The following is a 20583-nucleotide window of genomic DNA, read 5'->3' on the forward strand; positions in this document are numbered from 1 at the left end:
TTATCGCGATTAATCTGGTTTTATAGGTTATCACTTGGGTTAATATTTCTCTTGCCGGAGATGCGAGGAATGCTGTCACTAAGAATATGGAGACGTCTATGAAACATATCGTCCTGGCAGCGATATTCTGCACGTTATCCCTGTCTGCCGCGCAGGCGGATCAGTGCATGGATAAGGCGGTGGACCAGGCTTCAATGAACCGCTGCGCGGCGCAAGCCTATGAGAAATCCGACGCGGATTTGAACAAGTATTTCCATGAAATCAGACAGCGACTGGCTGATGACGTGGACGCGCGGCATCTTCTGCGCGATTCACAGCGCGCCTGGATCACGTTTCGCGATGCGGAATGCGCCTTCGCCGCTTCGGCAACAGCCGGTGGCAGCGCCTATCCCATGGCGCACGATCTGTGCCTGGCCGACCTGACGCAGAAGCGCGCATATGAACTGCGACAGTATCTGGAATGCGAAGAGGGCGATATGACCTGTCCCGTTCCGTTCGCCGATTAACAGCTTGGGAGTGTATACAGTGAGAATGACGGCCTGTTTCACAAGCATCGTGATAGTCCTTGCCGCAACCGCCGCACCTGCCCTGGCTGAGGGGGTTGATCCCTGCGCGGGTATCGACACCAATCTGACCGATAAGCGCGCCAGAGAATATGCCCACCTGATCGTCGACGCCTTTTCCAAGGATCTGAAGCCATCCGAGCGTTTCAAACCCTCAGATGTCGAGGTTGAATCGTTCCTGGGAAGCGGTCACTGGAGCGCTGTGAACGCATCCATTCCCACTGCTGATATGGGAATGTTCTTTTTCCAAGAGGTTGGTGGCAAGAAGCAGTTCAAGGATGTGTGGGGCGGCATTGCCGAAGCTTCCGAAGTCCCACAAGTCATAAAATGGGCCGAAGATCTGGGGGCGCCACATAATCTTGCGACCTGCTTCGCCGACCAGGTCAGCTTCGACGATAGTGCAGATTCTCCATTCGGTTTCACGGTCGATCTGATCTTCTCGACCAAGGCAGAGGAACGTCTGACCGCGCTGCATGAGGAGGTTGTCGTATCAGCCTCCTACTATGGCGATCCTTCTGAAAAAGGTAAGGAATTCTCTGATGATGTCGGGCGATTTGACCTTGGCACGGAGACCGTGCAGGTGCCGGCTTCGCCGGGAATCGCTAAGATCAGCGGCAATCAGGTTGGCGAAAGTGACCTCGAATGGATAGAGGGCCGACCTAATGTCAATGTCAATGTTTTCACTGCTCGCATCAGCGGCGACGACAATCTCATAAGTTGCGATTTCATTGACGGCCCACTTGACGATGTCATTCAGTCCATGCCCGTCGCGCTGCACTGCACGCTGATCGAAGAGGAGGTCGATGCCGAGCTGAAGCCATGACATGCGCGCTTTGGGAAATCCCCCGGTTTCTCTGGCCACGACTTCTCATCGCAACCAATCGCACGCGTATCAGAATGGAACTGCCACCAACAGATCACCACCAAATCTGAGTTATGGTTGTCGGCGGCTGCTTGCAGGTCCTTCGATACCCGGAACTGCTCACAGCGACCCCGGCGACCACGATGGATCTCATGACCTCGAGGAGGATAGCCGGTTGACGCGTATATTGATGCCTGTCGTCATGTCACTGCTTCTGGCATTACTTGCGGCGCGCAGCGACGCGCAGGATGCGCCGCCGGAAGAATTGGTGGTCGGAGTCTATGTCAGCCCACCTTTCGTCGAGGAACACGACGATGGCAACTATTCCGGCATGGCAATCGATCTCTGGGAAACTGTTGCCGACCGGATGGATCTGGCTTTTCGCTATGCCACTTATCCAACCTTCGGCTCACTGGTCCGTGCCACGGCCAGTGGCGAGGTGGATGCGGCCGTTACCAATCTGACCATTACCCGTGAACGTGCCGAGCTCATCGCATTCACCCAGCCGTGGTATGATGCCGGGTTAAGGATCATGGTGCCCAGTCAGGGGGGGGGCGGGTTTCGAGGCATGCTGAACGGGCTTCAGAATGCCGGCCACCTCCGCGCCTACATATTTCTACTGTCAATGATCCTGATCGCTACTGTTGGCCTGTCACTTTTTGATCGGCGATTTGATCCGGATCATCCCAGACGATGGCGTGAATCCATCGCGGAAAGTTTCTATCAGGTGATGTTGATTATCACCTCGGGACGAACTGCGCGCAAGAACCTGTTCGGCTGGGTCGGGCGCATCTGGCAGGCTCTCTGGCTTATCGTCGGCGTCGCGGTCATCGCCTATATTACTTCTTCGGTGACGAGCGTCATGACCACCGTGTCACTGACCCAAGGCATCTCCGCGCTGTCGGACCTGCCCGGCAACACGGTTGGTGTCCTTTCCGGCAGCGTTGCTGAGCAATATATGCGTGATATGGGTATCGCCACGCGTTCATACGTCAATATCGATGCTTCGGTTGTCGCACTGCGCGAGGGGCGACTGGACGCGGTGGTGGGAGACGCGCCCATCCTTGAACATTATGTCCTTACACATCAGAAGGATAACCTGGCGGTTGTCGGCAACTTGTTTCATCCGGACAAATACGGCTTTGCCTTCCCGCATGAAAGCAACCTGACGACACCGACTACACTGGAGCTTCTGGACCTTCAGGAAGACGGTACGTTAGGGAACCTGAGGTTGGAGTACTTCGGCAGCAGAAATTGACCTTCACCTGACGATCAGCCAATCGTCTCGAACAGGCTAATAATCCAAATTGCCTCGAATATGATGGCAAATACGGCGAAAATGGCATGATAGCGGTCTGATCTCCATGCCAGTGCAGCTAAGGTGCCGGCGATCAGGATTGCTTGCCTGATTGGATAATACCAACCGTATCGGTGGTAATAATAATCGCCGCCTTTGATCAAGGTGTCGACAACGTCAACTGTCAGTAACATCAGCAACAGGATATAAAAACTACGCCGACGCTTCTTGAAATAGTCCTCAAAGCCAAGATACTCATCCATCTTATCTGGAAAGATGACGGCCGACATCGCGACGAACAAGAAGGCATAAAATATCAGGAAGATATATATGTTGAATGACCAGTCCTGGCGATGAGCGAGCGCGAATTCGAACCACCAGAAGTGGATGATGAACAAGACAAGAAACAAGGCCCATGTGAAGTGTGGAAGGTATATCCTCTCTCGGCCAGGGTGTTGTATGAAACGTGTCATCCCCGTGATTAAACGACTAACACTGAGCCCTAACACCATACCAAGAATAATGCGGACATGAGTGAAGACCTCAGGACCATTGATCGTGCCATGAATGTCGTTCATGCTATTTCACAATTATGAAGTTATGATCTCATATGCAGGGCGTCGTTATCGCTTCCGCCTCAACTCTCCCGGTGTTGTGCCGAAAAATTTCTTCATGACAACCATCATGTGAGACTGGCTAGAGAAGCCATGCGCGTTCGCTATCTGCGAGATGTGCGAATCTGTATTGGCAATAGATGACATTGCACGCTCGGCCCTCAGTTTCATAACGTATTGATGCGGGGACACACCCATCTCCACGCCGAAACTACGCGAAAAATGCCCGCAAGACATACCGGATATGTCGGAAAGTTCACTGATCGTTATCCTGCGATGGATGTTTTCGTGTATATGCTCGACAACCCTGCGCCGAATATGTGATGCCAGTCCGCCTCGCTTCGGGTTGTGATCCACTCGGTTGTCGGCATTGGTCATTCGTCTGATGAGGTGGGAAAGCAATGCCATGCTGAGGGACTCCAGGTAAAGATGATTATCCCCGTCATTGATGATTCCATTCCTTAGCAACATGGCTATTTTGTGTGCAATTGGATCCACATCTCCAACCTTGAACAATGGGGGATCTGATAATTCAAGATCGTATTCCCTGATGCTCAGGTTGTTCAATTTCTCAGGCGTGACAGAAAGAAGTATGTTCTCTTTCGGCTCCGACCATTCTGCTGTGTAGTTTTCTCCGGCTGGCACCAATTCCACCGTGCCCGGAGATGCGGAATATTCCTGACGGCGAGATGAGCTCAGCATGGTTTTCCTCCGTGCCTGCGGCGTCAGGAGGACGAGGATGAAATTCGAGCTGGCGGCAAACTCTATCTTGCCTTCCCTTGTTTGTGTTAGCATTAGGTCAACGTATGGGCTATAATATTTCCGACCCCATTGCGGGGGAAAAATATCAATCGCTCGGGGAGGCAAGCAATCTGATGAGTTTTGCCGGCTCTCAATCTTCATTTTCCATCCAGACAGTTCGGATGCGTCCCGGGCATCCCGGTGGTGGTTCCATTTGGGTAGCTACATTCGCACTTGGCGATCCGTTCGTATGATGCGTGGCCGTCCGTGCAGTGCACGACGTTGCGAGCCATGATGGGCCGCAGGGCAGCGAAAATCGCCGCGTGGCCTTCGCCCGCTCTCGCGCCTCGCCCTTCCCGGCCTGTCGAAGCTCTTGCGGTGTCAGTCGGGCGAGCAGACGGCCCAGCTTGGTTGGATCGAACCCAGGTCATGCCAAATCTCCGAAAGCTTGAAATTCTCGCATCCTACCCCACGGCGCCGAGAATGGCAAAAAGCAAGCCAATTGCTGACACCTTTTCCTGGCAGGTGGCATGCTGCTTCCAGGATAGGTCCAGCATGAGCGTGGTGCGCCAGGCGAAGAGCGTCAGATCGCAGCCGTCCTCGATAGTGACCCGGTCGAACTGGGTTTCGCCTTTGGCGAAACGGTCCTCGTGCAGGCGGATCGCGAACTTGATAATGCCATTATTCAGGAACTTTACGCACTCGGTCCCGACGAACTCGCGATCCGTGACCAGAAGCTGGAGCGTCGAGACCGGGAAATGCGCGAGACAGCGCGATCCGGGTCGCGGTCGTGCTGTTGCCCGGACCGTCGAGCTCGGTCCTGAACAAGGGAGCCCGGAAACGCCGGGAGACGACCACGAGCACGAGACAGTGCACGTCGCGCGCGGATCTTTCAGTTCGTCCAGACGAGCGCGAGCGTCCATGCTCCCGCCGGCCCGGTCAGTCGCGCGACGATGGGAATCACCCCTCCGGATCAATCCCGCCGCCCTCGGTCAGGACTGTGTCGCATAGCGTGATCCTTCGAGCCCGAGCTCAACTATCCCAAGGATTGTCGCAAGTTCTGCGCCACCGCATCGGCGGCCATCTTCACCGGCTCGGCGGCGAGATGGGCGTAGCGGGCGGTGGTCTGGGCCTGCGTGTGGCCGAGCAGCTTGCCGATCATCGGCAGGCCCTGACCGGCGGCGACGGCCGTCGAGGCGAAGGTGTGGCGCAGGTCGTGGATGCGGACGTCCTTGACCCCGGCGCGGGCGCGGACGCGCTGCCAGAAGGGCTGCAGGTCGCTCAGCCGCTTGCCGGGCAGGGTGCCGGGGATCACCCATGGGTTGCCCTTGATGCGCGGGGCGTCCCGCAGCAGCTCCACCACCGGCTGGCCGAGATGAACGATCTTGGCGCCGGTCTTGCTGTCGGGCAGGCGCAGGGCGCGGCCCTCCAGATCGACATGGTCCCATTGCAGGGTCATGATCTCGTTCAACCGGCAGCCGGTCAGGATCAGCAGCCGCGCGGCGAGGATGGCCGAGGTCAGCTCGATGCCCTCCGTTTCCATCTCGCGCAGCACCTCGCCGATGCGACGCAGCTCCGCCGCGCTGAGGAAGCGCTCGCGTTTTTCCTCCGGATACTTGCGGATGTGCTTGCGCGGGTTGGTGCCGTCCGGACGCAGGCCCCACATCTCGGCGTAACCGAACATCTTCGAGACCACCTCGAGGCAGCGGTTCGCCTGATAGGGGATGTGGCGCAGGTCGTGGTGGAACTTCGCCACATCCGCCCGGGTGATCCCCGTGACCGTCAGCTGTCCAAGTGCAGGCAGGATGAAGCGGCGCAGGTTGCGGCGATATTCACCGGCGGTGCTGGCCTTCACGCGGATGGCGATGTGTTCGCGGTCGAACCGCTCGGCCAGTTCGCGCACGGTGATCGTCTTGCGCCCTGCATCGCGCTCGGCGGCGGGGTCCTCGCCATTGCGCGCTGCGGCGACGATGGAGATGGCGCGGTTACGCGCCTGCTCGCAGGTCAGCACCGTCGCCGGCCCGAGGCTGATCCGCCGCGACCGGCGGCCCGCGCGGTATTGCACGACGTAGCCTTTTCTCCCGCTTGGCAGCACCCGAAGTCCGAAGCCGGGGATGTCGTTGTCCCAGACGAAGTATTCGGCGGCTTGGGCTTCTGCGGCGTCGACGATGCGCTTTGTCAGTTTGGGCATGGGAGATCGGCTTCCGGGTTCTTTGGCTTCCACAGTGCGCAATGCGGAAGGCTAGTCAACGAACACATTGATATTGCGTGTAAAAAGGAAAATCCACGTAATGCCACGCAGGGGCTGAATTGCAGTCGTGGGCGGAAAGGATGGTCCGCACGAATCAGAACGCAGGTTCCGGTCTTTCGACAGCGCTGCTAAGGTCCGCGAAAAGAAACGGAATCCCGATGGCATCGAAATCCACCCTCAATGCAAAGAACCTGGAGACGCTCGGCGCTGAGCGTCTGGCGCAGCTGCTGATCGAGATCAGCACCGGCGATGCCGCAGCCAAGCGCCAGCTGCGGCTGGCTCTCGCCGGGGCGGAAGGGCCGAGGGAAGCGGCGCGGGAGATCACCAAGCGGCTGACCAGCATCGCGAAGGCCCGGACCTTCGTGAACTGGCAGAACCGCAAGCCGCTGGTGAAGGATCTTCAGACCCAGCGTAGCGCCATCATGGAACAGATCGCCCCGCATGATCCGGGTGAGGCGCTGGCGCTTCTGTGGCGGTTCATGGGACTGGCCACGCCGGTGTTCGAACGCTGCGACGACAGCAGCGGCACCGTCATCGACATCTTCCATCAGGCCTGCGCCGATCTGGGCGAGGTGGCGAAGGCGGCGGGTGCGGCGCCGGAGGCGCTGGCGCGGCAGGTTCTCGACGCGCTGCAGGACAACGGCTTTGGTCAGTATGATGGTTTGATTGCCATGATTGCCCCGGCGCTGGGCCCCGAGGGCGTCGCGCATCTGAAGACACTGGTCGAGGAACTCGGCCGCACGCCGGTGCCGGTGCCGCCAAAGAGCGAATGGCAGGCTGTCGGCTGGGGCAGCGGCGGCACGCGCTACGCCCACGAGATGGAGGAACGCGCGCGGCAGAGTACGGTCGAGATGGCGCTGAAGGACATCGCCGACGTGCAGGGCGACGTCGATGGCTTCATCGCCCAGTACGACCCGAAGACCCGCAAGGTGCCAAAGATCGCGGCCGAGATCGCGCAGCGCTTGCTGGCGGCGGGCAGGGCAGGGGACGCGCTTGGTTTCATCGAGCGGGCTGAGGTGGACAAGGCGCGCTGGATCCCGCCCGAGTGGCAGGACGCCCGACTTGCCGTGCTGGAGGCGCTCGACCGGAAAGACGAGGCGCAGGCATTCCGCTGGGCGTGTTTCGAGCGCGACCTGTCGGGCGAGCATCTGCGGGCCTATCTGAAGCGTCTGCCGGATTTCGACGACATCGAGGCCGAGGAACGCGCGATGGCGCATGCTGCTGGCCATCCCGACCTGCTGGCTGCACTGGCCTTCTTTCTGAATTGGCCATCGCTTGGCCACGCCGCGCGAATGCTGATCGACCGGCAGGACGAGGTCGACGGCGATCACTACGAATTCCTCGCCCCGGCGGCAGAGACATTGGCCGAGAAGCATCCGCTCGCCGCGACGGTGGCGCTTCGGGCGATGATCGATTTCACGCTGATCCAAGGGAGGCAGAAGCGTTATGGCTATGCCGCCCAGCATTTGGCAACCTGTGCCGACCTGGCCGGACGGATCGAGGACTTCGGACTGGTCGAGCCGCACCCTGCCTATGCCGCGCGCCTGAAGACCGAGCATGGCAAGAAGACCGGCTTCTGGTCGCGGATGGACGGATGATGGACGTGCTACCGGAAAATCATTCCGCCACCCAATGGAAGCATGGTGGAAGCACGAGGGGAAAAACCGCTGCGCAATCCTGACAATCCGCGCGCAGTTTGGGCTTGTGGCCCTATCTCGCAACTGGCAGGATATGCGAAAGAAAACGCGATTCGTCGCGCCTGATCGTGTTTGGTTTGACACGACTCATAACCTGAAGGTCACAGGTTCAAATCCTGTCCCCGCAACCAGAAATCCTGATAGATATCAGTGCATTAGGCCTCCTTCGGGAGGCCTTTCGCATTTGAGCCCAAAACGCTCCGGAAGCATATCGGAAGCAGTCGCGCGGAAACCACGTCGCAAGATCGGCGGGGTCACATTGACGTGATGGAAGTCGTCGACGGGTAATTGATGACCCCACTTCATTGAATTGATGGGTTCCTGACGCTTGATGCGTCCGCGAGAAGGCCAGCGAGCGCAGATAAGTCGTAGTCCGTCGCCCGGGTGCAGCATAGGCTTGGGATACTACCAGGCTTGACATGCAGGATGGAAAGATGCGCAAGGAGGGGAAGAGGATTGCAGATGCCACGGGCAATGGACGCAAAGGACGACAGGGCGGGTGCTGCGCTGACGGATGCGGCCTGGTCCGATGTGCTGATTGCGGTGGATCGCACCTATGCCGAGCTGATCGAACATCAGGAGCGGCTTGAGGCCCAGAACCGCGAGCTTGAGGCGCTGCGTCAGTTCCTGTCCTCGGTCATCACCTCGGTTTCCGATGTGCTGATCGTGCTGGATCGCGACGGGCGGGTGGATGAGGTCAATGCCTCGACCTGTGTCTGCACCGGGCTGCCTGTCGCGGCCCTGGTCGGCCGGAGCGTGGCGGATCTGGTGCGCGAAGAGGATCGCGCGGGTCTTTCGGCCCTGATTGCGGAGATTGCGCGCACGCGGGCGCCGGGGCGGATGGAGCTTTCGCTTGTGAGTTCGCGTGAGCCGGCCCCGGTCGAGGCGGTCCTGTCGCCGCGCCTCGATGATCGCGGCCGGATCGAGGGGCTGGTGCTGACGGGGCGTCCGGTGGGGGAATTGCGCCGCGCCTATGCCCAGCTTGAACGCAGCCATGCCGAGATGAAGGCCGCTCAGGCGCAGCTGGTCCATGGCGAGAAGCTGGCCTCATTGGGGCGTTTGCTGGCCGGGGTGGCGCATGAGCTGAACAATCCGATCAGCTTTGTCTATGCCAATGCCCATGCGCTGGAACGCTATGCCGCCAAGTTTGAGACCTATTTCGAGCGGGTTCAGGCCGGGGCAGACAGGGATGAACTGGTCCGCCTGCGGGAGGAATTGCGGCTGGACCGCGAGTTGCGCAACCTGCGCGAGGCGGTGCAGGGCGCCCGCGAGGGGGCCGAAAGAGTGCGCGATATCGTCGAGGATCTGCGCCGCCTGTCCTCGGACGGGGGCGGAGAGATGGCGGCCTTCGACCTGGTCGAGATCGCCCGCACCGCCGCCTTCTGGATCATGCGCGGGGCCGGCCACAGCACCGTGCCCGAGATCCATGCCGAAGGGCCGGTGATGGTTCTGGGGCATACGGGCCATATTCAGCAGGTGGTGATGAATCTGGTGCAGAACGCGCTGGATGCGGTTTCGGAAACCGCAGCCCCGCAGATCGCCTTGCGGATCATGCGCGAGGAAGGCCGTGGCGTGCTGGACATCCACGACAACGGTCCGGGCATCGACGAGGCGACGGCCGCGATGATCTTTGACCCGTTCTTCACCACGAAACCCGTGGGGAAAGGCACCGGGCTTGGCCTGTCGATCAGCCTCAAGATCGCCGAGGATCATGGCGGCAGGCTGAGTTACAGCCCCGCCTCCGGTGGTGGCGCGCTGTTTCGGCTGGAACTGCCGCTGGCAGGAGATGGCGCATGAACATTCTGTGGCTGCAAAGCGCCGGTTGCGGTGGCTGTACCATGTCGCTGCTATGTGCCGAGGGGCCGAATGTCTTTGACCTGCTTGCCGGGGCGGGGCTGACCTTCCTGTGGCATCCGGCGCTGAGCCTTGAAAGCGGCACCGAGGTGCGCGGGATTCTGGCCGGCCTTGTTTCGGGCGAGGTGCCGCTGGATATTCTCTGCGTCGAGGGCGCGATCGCGCGCGGGCCGCGTGGCACCGGACGCTATCAGATCCTGTCGGGCACCGGGCGTCCGTTGCTGGACTGGTTGCGGGATCTGGCGCCGCTGGCGGCCCATGTGGTGGCGGTGGGCACCTGTGCGACCTATGGCGGCGTGACCACGGCAGGGGGCAACCCCTCGGATGCGGTGGGGGTGCAATATGACGGCGCCCATCCGGGCGGCGCCCTGCCGGCGACGTTCCGCGCCCGTGCCGGCCTGCCGGTCATCAATATCGCCGGCTGCCCGACCCATCCCGATTGGGTGACCGAGACGCTTTTGATGCTGGTGGCGGGCAGGCTGGGGGCCTCGGATCTGGATGCGCTTGGCCGGCCCCGGTTCTATGCCGATCATCTGGTCCATCATGCCTGCCCGAAGAACGAGTTCTACGAATACAAGGCCAGTGCGCGCGCATTGTCGGAAATGGGCTGCATGATGGAGCATCTGGGCTGTATCGGCACACAGGCGGTGGGCGATTGCAATATCCGGCCCTGGAATGGTCAGGGCAGTTGCACGCGCGGCGGATATCCCTGCATCAACTGCACCGCGCCGGAATTCGAAGAGCCGCGCCACCTGTTCACCGCCACGCCCAAGATCGCCGGCATTCCGGTTGGCCTGCCGACCGATATGCCCAAGGCCTGGTTCATGGCGCTGGCCTCGCTGTCCAAGGCCGCCACGCCCGAGCGGATCGCGAAGAATGCCGTGGCCGATCGTATCGTCACCCCGCCGACGCTGAGAAAACCCCGATGAGCGGGGCAGGGGGCGAGATGGGGCAGGGGCAGTTGATCGTCGGTCCGTTCAACCGGGTCGAGGGCGATCTGGAGATCCGGCTGGACATCGCAGAGGGGCGGGTCAGCGCGGCGCGGATCAACTCGCCGCTTTATCGCGGGTTCGAGCGTATGCTGCCTGGCAAGGATCCGCGCGACGCGCTGACCATCGTGCCGCGGATTTGCGGTATCTGCTCGATCAGCCAGTCGGCGGCGGCGGCGCGGGCTCTGGCCATGGCAGTGGGCGAGGTCCCCGAACCGCAAGGAGAGCGGATGGCTGCGCTGATCCACGCGGTCGAGAATGTCTCGGACCATCTGACGCATTTCAACCTGTTCTTCATGCCTGATTTCACCAGACCCCAATATCAGGCGCGGGGCTGGTATGATCGGGCGGTGGCCCGGTTCACGGCGATGGAGGGATCGGCCCTGAAACGCGCGGTCGAGGCGCGGGCGGGGTTGATGCATGTCCTTGGGCTGATGGCCGGGAAATGGCCGCATACCCTGGCGATCCAGCCCGGTGGTGTCACGCGCGCCCCGTCCGAACGCGACCGGCTGCGTATTCTGGCCAGCCTGACGGCCTTTCGCCGCTATCTGGAAGATACGGTCTTCGGGGCAGCGGTCGAGGATTTCGCGGCCCTTTCCTCGGTCCCGGCGCTGATGGGATGGCAAGGGGGCGATGCCGGCCTGTTCCTGCGCATCGCCGCCGATCTGAATCTGGCGGATCTGGGGTGCGGCTCGGGGCGCTATCTGTCCTTTGGCGCCTATCCGCTGGAGGGTGGCCACGGCTTTGCCCCCGGCATCTGGGATGGCGGGGCGCAGCCTCTCGACATCGCGGCGATCAGCGAGGATTTGTCGCATAGCTGGATGCTGGGGCCTGCGGCTCATCCGGCCCAGGGCGTGACCGATCCCGACGAGGATATGCGCGACACCGCCTATAGCTGGTGCAAGGCCCCCAGACTGGCCGGGCGCACCATGGAAACCGGCGCGCTGGCCCGGCAGGTGATCGACGGCCATCCGCTGGCGCTGGATCTGGTCCGCGATGGCGGCGGCGGGGTGCTGGCGCGGGTGGCGGGGCGTTTGCTGGAACTGGCGCGCAGTCAGGTTCTGATGGAGGATCTGGCGCGCGGGATCGTGCCCGAGGCCCGCTTCATGGCCGGCCCCCTGAAAATCAGCGACGGGATCGGCGAAGGGCTGGTCGAGGCCGCGCGCGGCGCGCTTGGCCATTGGCTGAGGATCGAAGGCGGGCGGATCGCCTCGTATCAGATCGTCGCTCCGACCACCTGGAACTTCAGCCCGCGCGACGCCGGCGGCGTGCCCGGCCCGGTCGAGGCGGCGCTTGAGGGGCTTGTGGTGCAGCCGGGCGAGACGACCCCGCTCAGCGTGCAGCATGTGGTGCGCAGCTTTGATCCGTGCATGGTGTGCACCGTGCATTGAGGAAGGAGTGCCCGCCGGACATGACTTTGCCGACCATGGAACAGGGCTTCGCCATCCGGGTGCGCGGGCAGGTGCAGGGGGTCGGCTTCCGGCCCTTTGTCTGGCGGCTGGCGCGGGCGGCAGGGTTGCGCGGCGAAGTTCTGAACGATGCCGAAGGGGTCCTGATCCGTCTGGTCGCGCAGGATTGCGGCGACTTCATCGCGGCCTTGCGCGCGGATAGGCCGCCTCTGGCCAGAATCGACGCGATCGAGGCCGTGCCACAGGTTTTTGCCGCGATGCCCGAGGGGTTTTCCATCGTGGCCAGCACGGGCACAGGCGCCGAAACGCGGGTCACGCCCGATGCCGCGACCTGCCCGGAATGCCGGGCTGAGGTCTTTGCGCCCGGTAGGCGGCAGGGCTATGCCTTTACCAACTGCACCCATTGCGGGCCGCGCTATACGATCCTGCGCGAACTGCCCTATGACCGGGCGCGAACCACGATGGCGGGCTTTGATCTTTGCCCCGATTGTGCCGCCGAATATGCCGATCCCGCCGACCGTCGCTTTCACGCGCAACCCATCGCCTGCCCGGCCTGCGGCCCAAACCTGTGGTATGAGGCCGGGGGAAAAGAGGTCGCGGGCGATCCGGTCGCATTGGCGGTGGCGGCGCTGAAGGCGGGGCAGGTCGTCGCGGTCAAGGGGCTGGGCGGCTTTCACCTTGCCTGCGATGCGGCCGATGCCAGGGCCGTGGCGCTGTTGCGGGCGCGCAAAAGGCGGCCGTCGAAGCCCTTTGCCCTGATGGGGACCGAGGCGATGATCTGCGCCCATGCGACGCCGTCCGAGGCTTGCTGGCGATTGTTGCGCGACCCGGCGGCGCCGGTGGTGCTGGTGCCCGCCCGGGGCACATTGCCCGAGGATGTGGCGCCGGGGATGCGCGCGCTTGGCGTCATGCTGCCCTATACGCCTCTGCATCACCTGCTGATTGCCGCTTTCGGGGGGATGCTGGTGATGACCTCGGGCAATCTTTCGGGCGCCCCGCAGGTCACCGGCAATGACGAGGCGCGCAAGGCGCTGGCGCGCTTTGCCGATGGTTTCCTGATGCACAACCGCGAGATTGCGCGGCGGCTGGATGACGGGGTCGAGCGCGCCGATCCGCCAATGGTGATCCGCCGCGCCCGTGGGCGGGTGCCGGGCACGCTGCCCCTGCCGCCGGGGTTTGACGGAGCGCCTCGGGTGCTGGCCTTTGGTGGTCAGATGAAGGCGGCGATCTGCCTGACCAAGAACGGTCAGGCGATGGTGTCGCAGCATCTGGGCGATCTGGACGATGCCGAGACCGCGCTGGAATACGACCGCACCCTGCGCGATCTGGCGGCCCTGTTCGACCATGCCCCCGAACTGGCCGCCTGTGACCCGCATCCGGGCTATCGCGCCACGATAGCGGCCGAAGGCGCGGGCCTGCCGCTGATCCGGGTCTGGCACCATCATGCGCATCTGGCCTCGTGTCTTGGCGATAATCTCTGGCCACTGGACGGCGGCAGGGTGGCGGGGATCGTGATGGACGGGCTTGGCCTTGGACCGGAAGGCGCGATCTGGGGCGGCGAGGTGTTGCTGGGCGATTATACCGGGTTCGAGCGCGTCGCGCATCTGGCCCCCGCCCCCTTGCCGGGCGGCGACAGCGCCAGTCGAGAGCCCTGGCGCAATGCGCTGGCGCGTCTGGATCAGGCGGGGCTTTCAGCCGTGGCGGATCGGCTTTTCCCGGCCGCGCCCCGCGCTCTTCTGCGGCAGGCGGCCCGTGCGGGGGTGAATGCGCCACAATCATCCTCGGCCGGGCGGCTGTTCGATGCCTTTGCGGCGCTTGCGGGCTTTGCCGGGGCGCAGAGTTACGAGGGCGAGGCCGCGATGCGGCTGGAGGCCATGGCGTGCCCTGCTTCGCCCTATCCGTTTGACTGCCGGGATGGGGGGGTGATTGACCCCGCGCCGATGTTTCGCGCCGCCGCCACCGATCTGGCGGCAGGGCGCGATCCGGGCGAAATGGCGGGGGCCTTTCATGCCGGGCTGGCGCGTGCCTTCTGCGCGCCGGCCCGCGCGCTGGTCCAGAGCGGCAGAGCGCAGGCGGTGGCCCTGTCGGGCGGTGTGCTTCAGAATGCTTTCTTTTTGCGCGAATGTCTGGCGGCGCTGGATGGTCTGCCGGTCTTGCTGCATCGCCAGATACCGGCCAATGACGGAGGGCTTGCTTTCGGTCAGGCTCTGGTTGCTGCGGCGCAGCATATGGCTGCGGCGAAAAGCTTGTAACCGTCAGGCGCGTCCTCTGGCTGGATGCTGGCCATCCGGCCAATGTTGAAAATATCTCATGGCATTGAAAATGTTTAAGAAAATGTAATTCTCCATCTGCGACATTCTGTCATTGCCCTGGGCCCTCCTGCCTTGGCATGCCTTGAAAGACCACGCGAAGGTCCGCGCAGCCGGGCCGCCAGGCTGAGAGGAGGAGGACGTCTTGTCGCAAATCGAGACTTTCTACGATGTTATGCGCCGGCAGGGGATCACCCGCCGCAGTTTCATGAAATACTGCTCGCTGACAGCAGCGGCGCTTGGCCTTGGCCCGGCTTTCGTGCCCAAAATCGCCCATGCGATGGAAACCAAGCCCCGCACGCCGGTGATCTGGGTGCATGGTCTGGAATGCACCTGCTGCTCGGAAAGCTTCATCCGCTCGGCCCATCCGCTGGCCAAGGATGTCGTGCTGTCGATGATCAGCCTTGACTATGACGATACGCTGATGGCCGCTGCCGGCCATGCCGCCGAGGCGGCCTTCAAGGACACCATCCAGAAATACAAGGGCCAGTATATCCTTGCCGTCGAGGGAAACCCGCCGTTGAACGAAGACGGGATGTATTGCATCACCGGCGGCAAGCCATTTGTCGAAAAGCTGCGCCATGCGGCCAGGGACGCCAAGGCGATCATTTCATGGGGGGCTTGCGCGTCCTATGGCTGCGTCCAGGCGGCCGCGCCGAACCCGACGCGGGCGACGCCGGTCCACAAGGTCATCCTCGACAAGCCGATCATCAAGGTGCCGGGCTGCCCGCCCATCGCCGAGGTGATGACCGGCGTCATCACCTATATGCTGACCTTCGACCGCATGCCCGAGCTTGATCGTCAGGGCCGGCCGAAGATGTTCTACAGCCAGCGCATCCACGACAAATGCTATCGCCGCCCGCATTTCGACGCCGGCCAGTTTGTCGAGCATTGGGACGACGAAAACGCCAAGAAGGGCTATTGCCTTTACAAGATGGGCTGCAAGGGCCCGACCACCTATAACGCCTGCTCGACCGTGCGCTGGAACGAGGGCGTTTCGTTTCCGATCCAGTCGGGCCATGGCTGCATCGGCTGTTCCGAAGACGGGTTCTGGGATCAGGGTTCGTTCTATGACCGGCTGACCAATATCAAGGCCTTCGGGGTCGAGGCCAATGCCGACAAGCTGGGCGGCATCGCGGCGGGTGCAGTCGGTGGGGCCGTCGCGGTCCATGCCGCGATTTCGGCGCTGAAACGGGCGCAGAAGAAGACCCAGGACAAGGTGGAGGCCTAGGCCATGACGATCAACACGCCGAATGGCTATACCCTCGACAATTCCGGGCGCCGCATCGTGGTGGACCCGGTCACCCGGATCGAAGGGCATATGCGCTGCGAGGTCAACGTGGATGATCAGGGTGTCATCCGCAACGCGGTCTCGACCGGGACGATGTGGCGCGGGCTGGAGGTCATCCTGAAAGGGCGCGACCCGCGCGACGCCTGGGCCTTTGTCGAGCGGATCTGCGGCGTCTGCACTGGCACGCATGCGCTGACCTCGGTGCGCGCGGTCGAGGATGCGCTTGGGATCATGATCCCCGACAATGCCAACTCGATCCGCAACATGATGCAGCTGGCGCTGGAGATCCACGATCATATCGTGCATTTCTATCACCTGCATGCGCTGGACTGGGTGAATCCGGTCAATGCCCTGCGCGCCGACCCCAAGGCGACCAGCGAATTGCAGCAGATGGTCTCGCCCTCGCATCCGATGTCATCGCCGGGCTATTTCCGCGATGTGCAGAACCGGCTGAAGAAATTCGTCGAATCCGGGCAACTGGGGCTGTTCAAGAACGGCTATTGGGACAATCCGGCCTATCTTCTGCCGCCCGAAGCCGATCTGATGGCGACGACTCACTATCTGGAGGCGCTTGATCTGCAAAAGGAAATCGTCAAGGTCCATACGATCTTTGGCGGCAAGAACCCGCATCCGAACTGGCTGGTGGGCGGGGTGCCATGCCCGATCAATATCGACGGCACCGGATCTGTCGGCGCGATCAATATGGAGCGGCTGAACCTCGTCTCCTCGATCATTGATCTGTGCGACGAGTTCAACAAGAACGTCTATATTCCCGATGTGATCGCCATCGGCGGCTTTTACAAAAGCTGGCTTTACGGGGGCGGGCTGTCGTCGCAGGCGGTCATGGCCTATGGCGACATTCCCGAGAACCCGAATGACTTTTCGCCCGAGCAACTGCATTTGCCGCGCGGCGCGATCATCAACGGCAATCTCAACGAGGTGCATGACGTCGATCCGCGCGACCCCGAGCAGGTGCAGGAATTCGTCGACCATTCCTGGTATTCGTATGGCGATCCGGGCCGCGGCCTGCATCCCTGGGATGGTGAAACCAATCCGAAATTCGAGCTGGGGCCGAACCACAAGGGCACGAAAACTCGCATCGAACAGCTGGATGAATCCGCGAAATATTCCTGGATCAAGGCGCCGCGCTGGCGAGGTCACGCGATGGAGGTCGGCCCGCTTGCGCGCTATATCATCGGCTACGCCAAGGGGCATGAGGACATCAAAAATCAGGTCGATGGCCTGTTGAGAACCATGGATTTGCCCTTCGAGGCGCTGTTCTCGACTCTGGGCCGCACGGCGGCGCGGGCGCTGGAATCGGAATATTGCGGGCGCCTGCAACGGCATTTCTTCGACAAGATGGTGCGGAACATCAAGAATGGCGATCAAAGCACCGCCAATGTCGAGAAATGGGATCCTTCGACCTGGCCGAAAGAGGCCAAGGGCGTCGGCATGACCGAGGCACCGCGCGGCGCGCTTGGCCATTGGATCCGCATCAAGGACGGCCGGATCGAGAATTACCAATGCGTGGTGCCGACCACCTGGAATGGCTCGCCCCGCGACAGCCAGGGCAATATCGGTGCCTTCGAGGCCAGCCTGATGAACACGCCCATGGAGCGCCCGGATGAGCCGGTCGAAATCCTGCGCACGCTGCACAGTTTCGACCCCTGCCTGGCCTGCTCTACCCATGTCATGTCACCGGATGGTGACGAGCTTGCCGCCGTCAAAATTCGCTGAGAAAGGGACGATCCAATGAAAAAACTGATGCTGGCCGCGCTGGCCGCACTCATGGGCTCACCCGTTCTGGCCCATACCGGGGTGGGAGAGACCTCGGGCTTCACGGCCGGACTCTCGCATCCGATCTTTGGGCCGGACCACCTGCTGGCGATGCTGGCTGTGGGGCTTTGGTCGGGCTTCGTGCTGCCGCATCGCTTCTGGCTGGGGGCGGCGACCTTCATGGGCGCGATGGCCGTGGGGGCGTTGATTTCGTGGGCCGGTATTCCGATTCCGATGGTGGAAAGCTGGATCGTGCTGTCGGTCGTGGCCTTCGGTCTTCTGACGGCGTTCTCGCGCCGCGGGCAATCTGACCAGATCACCTTCGCCTCGCTGGCAGCGATCGCCCTTTTCGCCATATGCCACGGTCATGCCCACGCGACCGAGGCCCACGGCAATGCCGCAGCTTATATGATCGGCTTCCTGATCTCGACGGCGGCGCTGCATATCGTCGGCATTTTCATCGCCCGCACGATCTCGAACGCCACGGCGGCCAGAATGGTGCAGGCGGCAACCGGCACCGGGATCGCTGTGGCGGGCCTTGCCCTGATGGCCGCCGGGTGATGCCATGAGCGACATCCATCCCGGCGATGACCATATCTTCGAGGGCCGCCCTCTGGGCGCCCCCCATCAGGTTACCCGGCAAACCTCGGTCTATGTCTATGAGGCGCCGGTTCGCATTTGGCACTGGATCAACGCGGCCTGCATCATGGTCTTGTGCGTGACCGGCTGGCTTATCGGCAGCCCGCCGCCTTCGATGCAGATCGCTGAAGCCTATGACCAGTTCGTCTTCGGCTATATCCGCTTTGCCCATTTCGCGGCGGCTATGATCCTGACGGTGGGCTTTTTCGGCCGCATCTACTGGGCGCTGATCGGCAACCACCATGCAAAGCAGCTTTTCTATGTGCCGATCTTCTCTCGCCGGTTCTGGGGAGAGTTACTGTTCGAGCTGCGCTGGTACTTCTTTCTGGAAAAAGAGCCGAAGAAATATGTCGGCCACAACCCGCTGGCGCAGCTTGCGATGTTTCTGTTCATGACGGTCGGTCTGACCTTCATGATCGTCACCGGATTTGCGCTGTATGCCGAAGGGGCGGGCAAGGACAGCATGTTCTATGCCGTCTTCGGCTGGGTCCAGGACCTTGTTCAGAACACCCAGCGCCTGCACACGCTGCACCATATCGGCATGTGGTGGATCGTGATCTTCATGATCATCCATATCTATGTGGCGATCCGCGAAGACATCATGTCGCGCCAGTCGATGGTCTCGACGATGATCTCGGGACACCGCACCTTCAAGGATGATCGCCCCGACTGAACGCGGCTGGCAGCAACTGGAAGGATCGTTTCCGGTTTCAGAGCCAGACGGCAGGTCACTTGCCGCACCATATCCCGAAATCCCGCCCGCATTGGCGGGATTTCGTTTTTATATCATTATCTTGCAAGGAATTTCGAGGGTTGCGACTTTTTGTCTCTGCTTTCGGAACTGGTGGCTATACTTTCGGCCCATAGGGGTGGGGCACATGACCGCACCGCCTGCCAGCAATGCTTCGGGGAGTTCGGGGAGGGGGCAGATGCCAGCGGAAGCGCCTGCAAATATCCTTGTTCTGGGGATCGGCAATGTGCTTTGGGCCGATGAGGGCTTCGGGGTGCGCTGCGTCGAAGAGATGGCCGCGCGCCATGCCTTGCCCGAACGGGTGAGGCTGCTTGATGGCGGCACGCAGGGGCTGTATCTGCTGCCCTTTCTGGAAGAAGCCGACGCGCTGATCGTCTTTGACGCGGTGGATTACGGACTGCCCCCCGGCACGCTGAAGCTGGTCGAAGGGGCCGAGGTTCCGGCCTTTCTGGGCGCCAAAAAAATGAGCCTGCACCAGACCGGCTTTCAAGAGGTGATCGCGACCGCCCAGCTGCTGGGGCGTTGTCCGGCGCAGCTGATGCTGATCGGCTGCCAGCCGGTCGAACTGGAGGATTACGGAGGAGGACTCCGCCCCGAAGTGGCTGCACAGATCGGGCCTGCCATCGAGATTGCGCTGGCGAAGCTGGCCGAATGGTGCGTTCAGGCCGGCGAGGGCGCGACCTCGGGTCAGCTTGCGGATCCGGCGATCCGGCGCGAGGCCTATGAGACGGGCCGCCCCGCCGCCTCTGATGCCTGCCGCGAGGGCGATGCGCGCTTTTTCCCGGGGGCCGGCTGATGTGCATGGGCATCCCGATGCGGCTGGCGCAGGTCGACGGCATCGCGGGGCAAAGCGAGGGCGGCGATCTGATCGACCTCAGCCTGACCGCCGATGCGCAAGCCGGCGACTGGGTGCTGACCTTCCTCGGCACGGCGCATGAGGTGATCGACGCTGACCGCGCCGCACGGATCGCGGCGGCATTGCAGGGGTTGCGGGCGGTCATGGCGGGGGGCGACGCTTCGGGCGCCTTTGCCGATCTCGAGGGTCGCACCCCGGCGCTTCCGTCCCATCTTCAGGCGGCGTTGGCCGCAGGCCGCAAAACGGGTTGACCCATGCATGACCATTCCCACGACATTCTGCACAGCCCCGGCGGGGGCGCCCTGCACCCGCTGCTGGCGCGGCTGGAGGCCGAATTCGGCTGGCCACGCCTGCATTCGCTGCATGACGTCGCAGAGTTTACCGCCAGCCCCGGTCTGCATTGCCTGTTCGTTCCGGGCGACCCCGCCCGCAATCTGGAGACGGTGGACGCGGCGGTGATCCTGCCGGAACTGCGCATGGCCTTTCAGAACGCCTTTGATTGCGCCGTGGTGGGTGACGCCATCGAAGCAACGGTCCGCGAAACCCACAGGGCACTGAAAACGCCGGGGTTTCTGTTCTTCCGCGATGGCTCCTATCTCGGCTCGATCGAGAAGATCCGCGACTGGGACGATTACATCGCCCGCACCAGCCACATCCTCTCGCTGCCGGGTTGAAAGGCAAAGA

The 20583-nt window shown here is 62.1% G+C and carries 19 protein-coding genes; 15 read left to right on the forward strand and 4 right to left on the reverse strand.

From position 1 onward, the window contains the following. Nucleotides 1-98: 98 nt before the first annotated feature. The 3 genes from BLT64_RS13230 to BLT64_RS13240 all read left to right on the forward strand — a co-directional run bounded on the left by BLT64_RS13230 (nucleotide 99) and on the right by BLT64_RS13240 (nucleotide 2683). Nucleotides 99-506: a lysozyme inhibitor LprI family protein gene (locus BLT64_RS13230; RefSeq protein ID WP_011749353.1), complete on the forward strand. Its 408-nt coding sequence runs from the start codon at nucleotides 99-101 to the stop codon at nucleotides 504-506. A 25-nt stretch (nucleotides 507-531) separates the two neighbouring features. Next, on the forward strand, nucleotides 532-1386 hold the full coding sequence (locus BLT64_RS13235; protein WP_049792383.1) for a hypothetical protein: 855 nt from the start codon (nucleotides 532-534) through the stop codon (nucleotides 1384-1386). Between the two features lie 241 nt (nucleotides 1387-1627). Continuing rightward, complete coding sequence (locus BLT64_RS13240; RefSeq protein WP_197025569.1) at nucleotides 1628-2683, forward strand: transporter substrate-binding domain-containing protein; 1056 nt, start codon at nucleotides 1628-1630, stop codon at nucleotides 2681-2683. A 14-nt stretch (nucleotides 2684-2697) separates the two neighbouring features. Here BLT64_RS13240 and BLT64_RS13245 read toward each other — a convergent pair whose 3' ends face one another. The 4 genes from BLT64_RS13245 to BLT64_RS13260 all read right to left on the reverse strand — a co-directional run bounded on the left by BLT64_RS13245 (nucleotide 2698) and on the right by BLT64_RS13260 (nucleotide 6268). After that, complete coding sequence (locus tag BLT64_RS13245) at nucleotides 2698-3300, reverse strand: hypothetical protein (RefSeq protein ID WP_011749356.1); 603 nt, start codon at nucleotides 3298-3300, stop codon at nucleotides 2698-2700. A gap of 45 nt (nucleotides 3301-3345) precedes the next feature. Continuing rightward, nucleotides 3346-4239 (reverse strand): helix-turn-helix domain-containing protein, encoded by an 894-nt coding sequence (locus BLT64_RS26040; protein WP_011749357.1) that lies wholly within the window; start codon nucleotides 4237-4239, stop codon nucleotides 3346-3348. Between the two features lie 302 nt (nucleotides 4240-4541). Then, nucleotides 4542-5000: a hypothetical protein gene (locus BLT64_RS13255; RefSeq protein ID WP_024844882.1), complete on the reverse strand. Its 459-nt coding sequence runs from the start codon at nucleotides 4998-5000 to the stop codon at nucleotides 4542-4544. A 113-nt stretch (nucleotides 5001-5113) separates the two neighbouring features. Continuing rightward, nucleotides 5114-6268: a tyrosine-type recombinase/integrase gene (locus tag BLT64_RS13260; RefSeq protein WP_011749359.1), complete on the reverse strand. Its 1155-nt coding sequence runs from the start codon at nucleotides 6266-6268 to the stop codon at nucleotides 5114-5116. A gap of 218 nt (nucleotides 6269-6486) precedes the next feature. Between BLT64_RS13260 and BLT64_RS13265 the strand changes: the two genes are divergently transcribed. From BLT64_RS13265 to BLT64_RS13320, 12 genes are all read left to right on the forward strand, one after another. Next, nucleotides 6487-7926 carry a DUF6880 family protein gene (locus BLT64_RS13265; protein ID WP_024844881.1) on the forward strand — a complete coding sequence of 480 codons (1440 nt, stop codon included), beginning with the start codon at nucleotides 6487-6489 and terminating at the stop codon, nucleotides 7924-7926. A 561-nt stretch (nucleotides 7927-8487) separates the two neighbouring features. Then, entirely contained in the window at nucleotides 8488-9822 is a 1335-nt protein-coding gene (locus BLT64_RS13270; RefSeq protein WP_011749361.1) for a PAS domain-containing sensor histidine kinase, read from the forward strand. Continuing rightward, entirely contained in the window at nucleotides 9819-10808 is a 990-nt protein-coding gene (locus BLT64_RS13275) for an NADH-quinone oxidoreductase subunit B family protein (protein WP_011749362.1), read from the forward strand. Before BLT64_RS13270 ends, BLT64_RS13275 begins: the two co-directional genes overlap by 4 nt. A 17-nt stretch (nucleotides 10809-10825) precedes the next feature. Further along, nucleotides 10826-12259 carry a nickel-dependent hydrogenase large subunit gene (locus BLT64_RS13280; RefSeq protein WP_011749363.1) on the forward strand — a complete coding sequence of 478 codons (1434 nt, stop codon included), beginning with the start codon at nucleotides 10826-10828 and terminating at the stop codon, nucleotides 12257-12259. A gap of 20 nt (nucleotides 12260-12279) precedes the next feature. Further along, nucleotides 12280-14529 (forward strand): carbamoyltransferase HypF, encoded by a 2250-nt coding sequence (hypF, locus tag BLT64_RS13285; protein ID WP_011749364.1) that lies wholly within the window; start codon nucleotides 12280-12282, stop codon nucleotides 14527-14529. Nucleotides 14530-14731: 202 nt separating this feature from the next. Continuing rightward, nucleotides 14732-15817: a hydrogenase small subunit gene (locus BLT64_RS13290; protein WP_011749365.1), complete on the forward strand. Its 1086-nt coding sequence runs from the start codon at nucleotides 14732-14734 to the stop codon at nucleotides 15815-15817. A gap of 3 nt (nucleotides 15818-15820) precedes the next feature. After that, nucleotides 15821-17614, forward strand: coding sequence for a nickel-dependent hydrogenase large subunit (locus tag BLT64_RS13295; protein ID WP_011749366.1), 1794 nt, complete (start codon nucleotides 15821-15823; stop codon nucleotides 17612-17614). Between the two features lie 15 nt (nucleotides 17615-17629). Continuing rightward, the gene (locus BLT64_RS13300; protein WP_011749367.1) at nucleotides 17630-18214 is read left to right on the forward strand and encodes a HupE/UreJ family protein; all 585 of its coding nucleotides are present in this window, start codon (nucleotides 17630-17632) and stop codon (nucleotides 18212-18214) included. Nucleotides 18215-18218: 4 nt separating this feature from the next. Continuing rightward, on the forward strand, nucleotides 18219-18965 hold the full coding sequence (gene cybH / locus BLT64_RS13305) for a Ni/Fe-hydrogenase, b-type cytochrome subunit (protein WP_011749368.1): 747 nt from the start codon (nucleotides 18219-18221) through the stop codon (nucleotides 18963-18965). A gap of 256 nt (nucleotides 18966-19221) precedes the next feature. Next, the gene (locus tag BLT64_RS13310; RefSeq protein ID WP_024844877.1) at nucleotides 19222-19839 is read left to right on the forward strand and encodes a HyaD/HybD family hydrogenase maturation endopeptidase; all 618 of its coding nucleotides are present in this window, start codon (nucleotides 19222-19224) and stop codon (nucleotides 19837-19839) included. Then, nucleotides 19839-20150, forward strand: a complete 312-nt coding sequence (locus tag BLT64_RS13315) for a HypC/HybG/HupF family hydrogenase formation chaperone (protein WP_011749370.1) — start codon at nucleotides 19839-19841, stop codon at nucleotides 20148-20150. Before BLT64_RS13310 ends, BLT64_RS13315 begins: the two co-directional genes overlap by 1 nt. Before the next feature lie 3 nt (nucleotides 20151-20153). Further along, complete coding sequence (locus BLT64_RS13320; protein ID WP_011749371.1) at nucleotides 20154-20573, forward strand: thioredoxin domain-containing protein; 420 nt, start codon at nucleotides 20154-20156, stop codon at nucleotides 20571-20573. Nucleotides 20574-20583: the final 10 nt, after the last annotated feature.

This window comes from Paracoccus denitrificans (assembly GCF_900100045.1).
Classification (GTDB): Bacteria; Pseudomonadota; Alphaproteobacteria; order Rhodobacterales; family Rhodobacteraceae; genus Paracoccus; species Paracoccus denitrificans.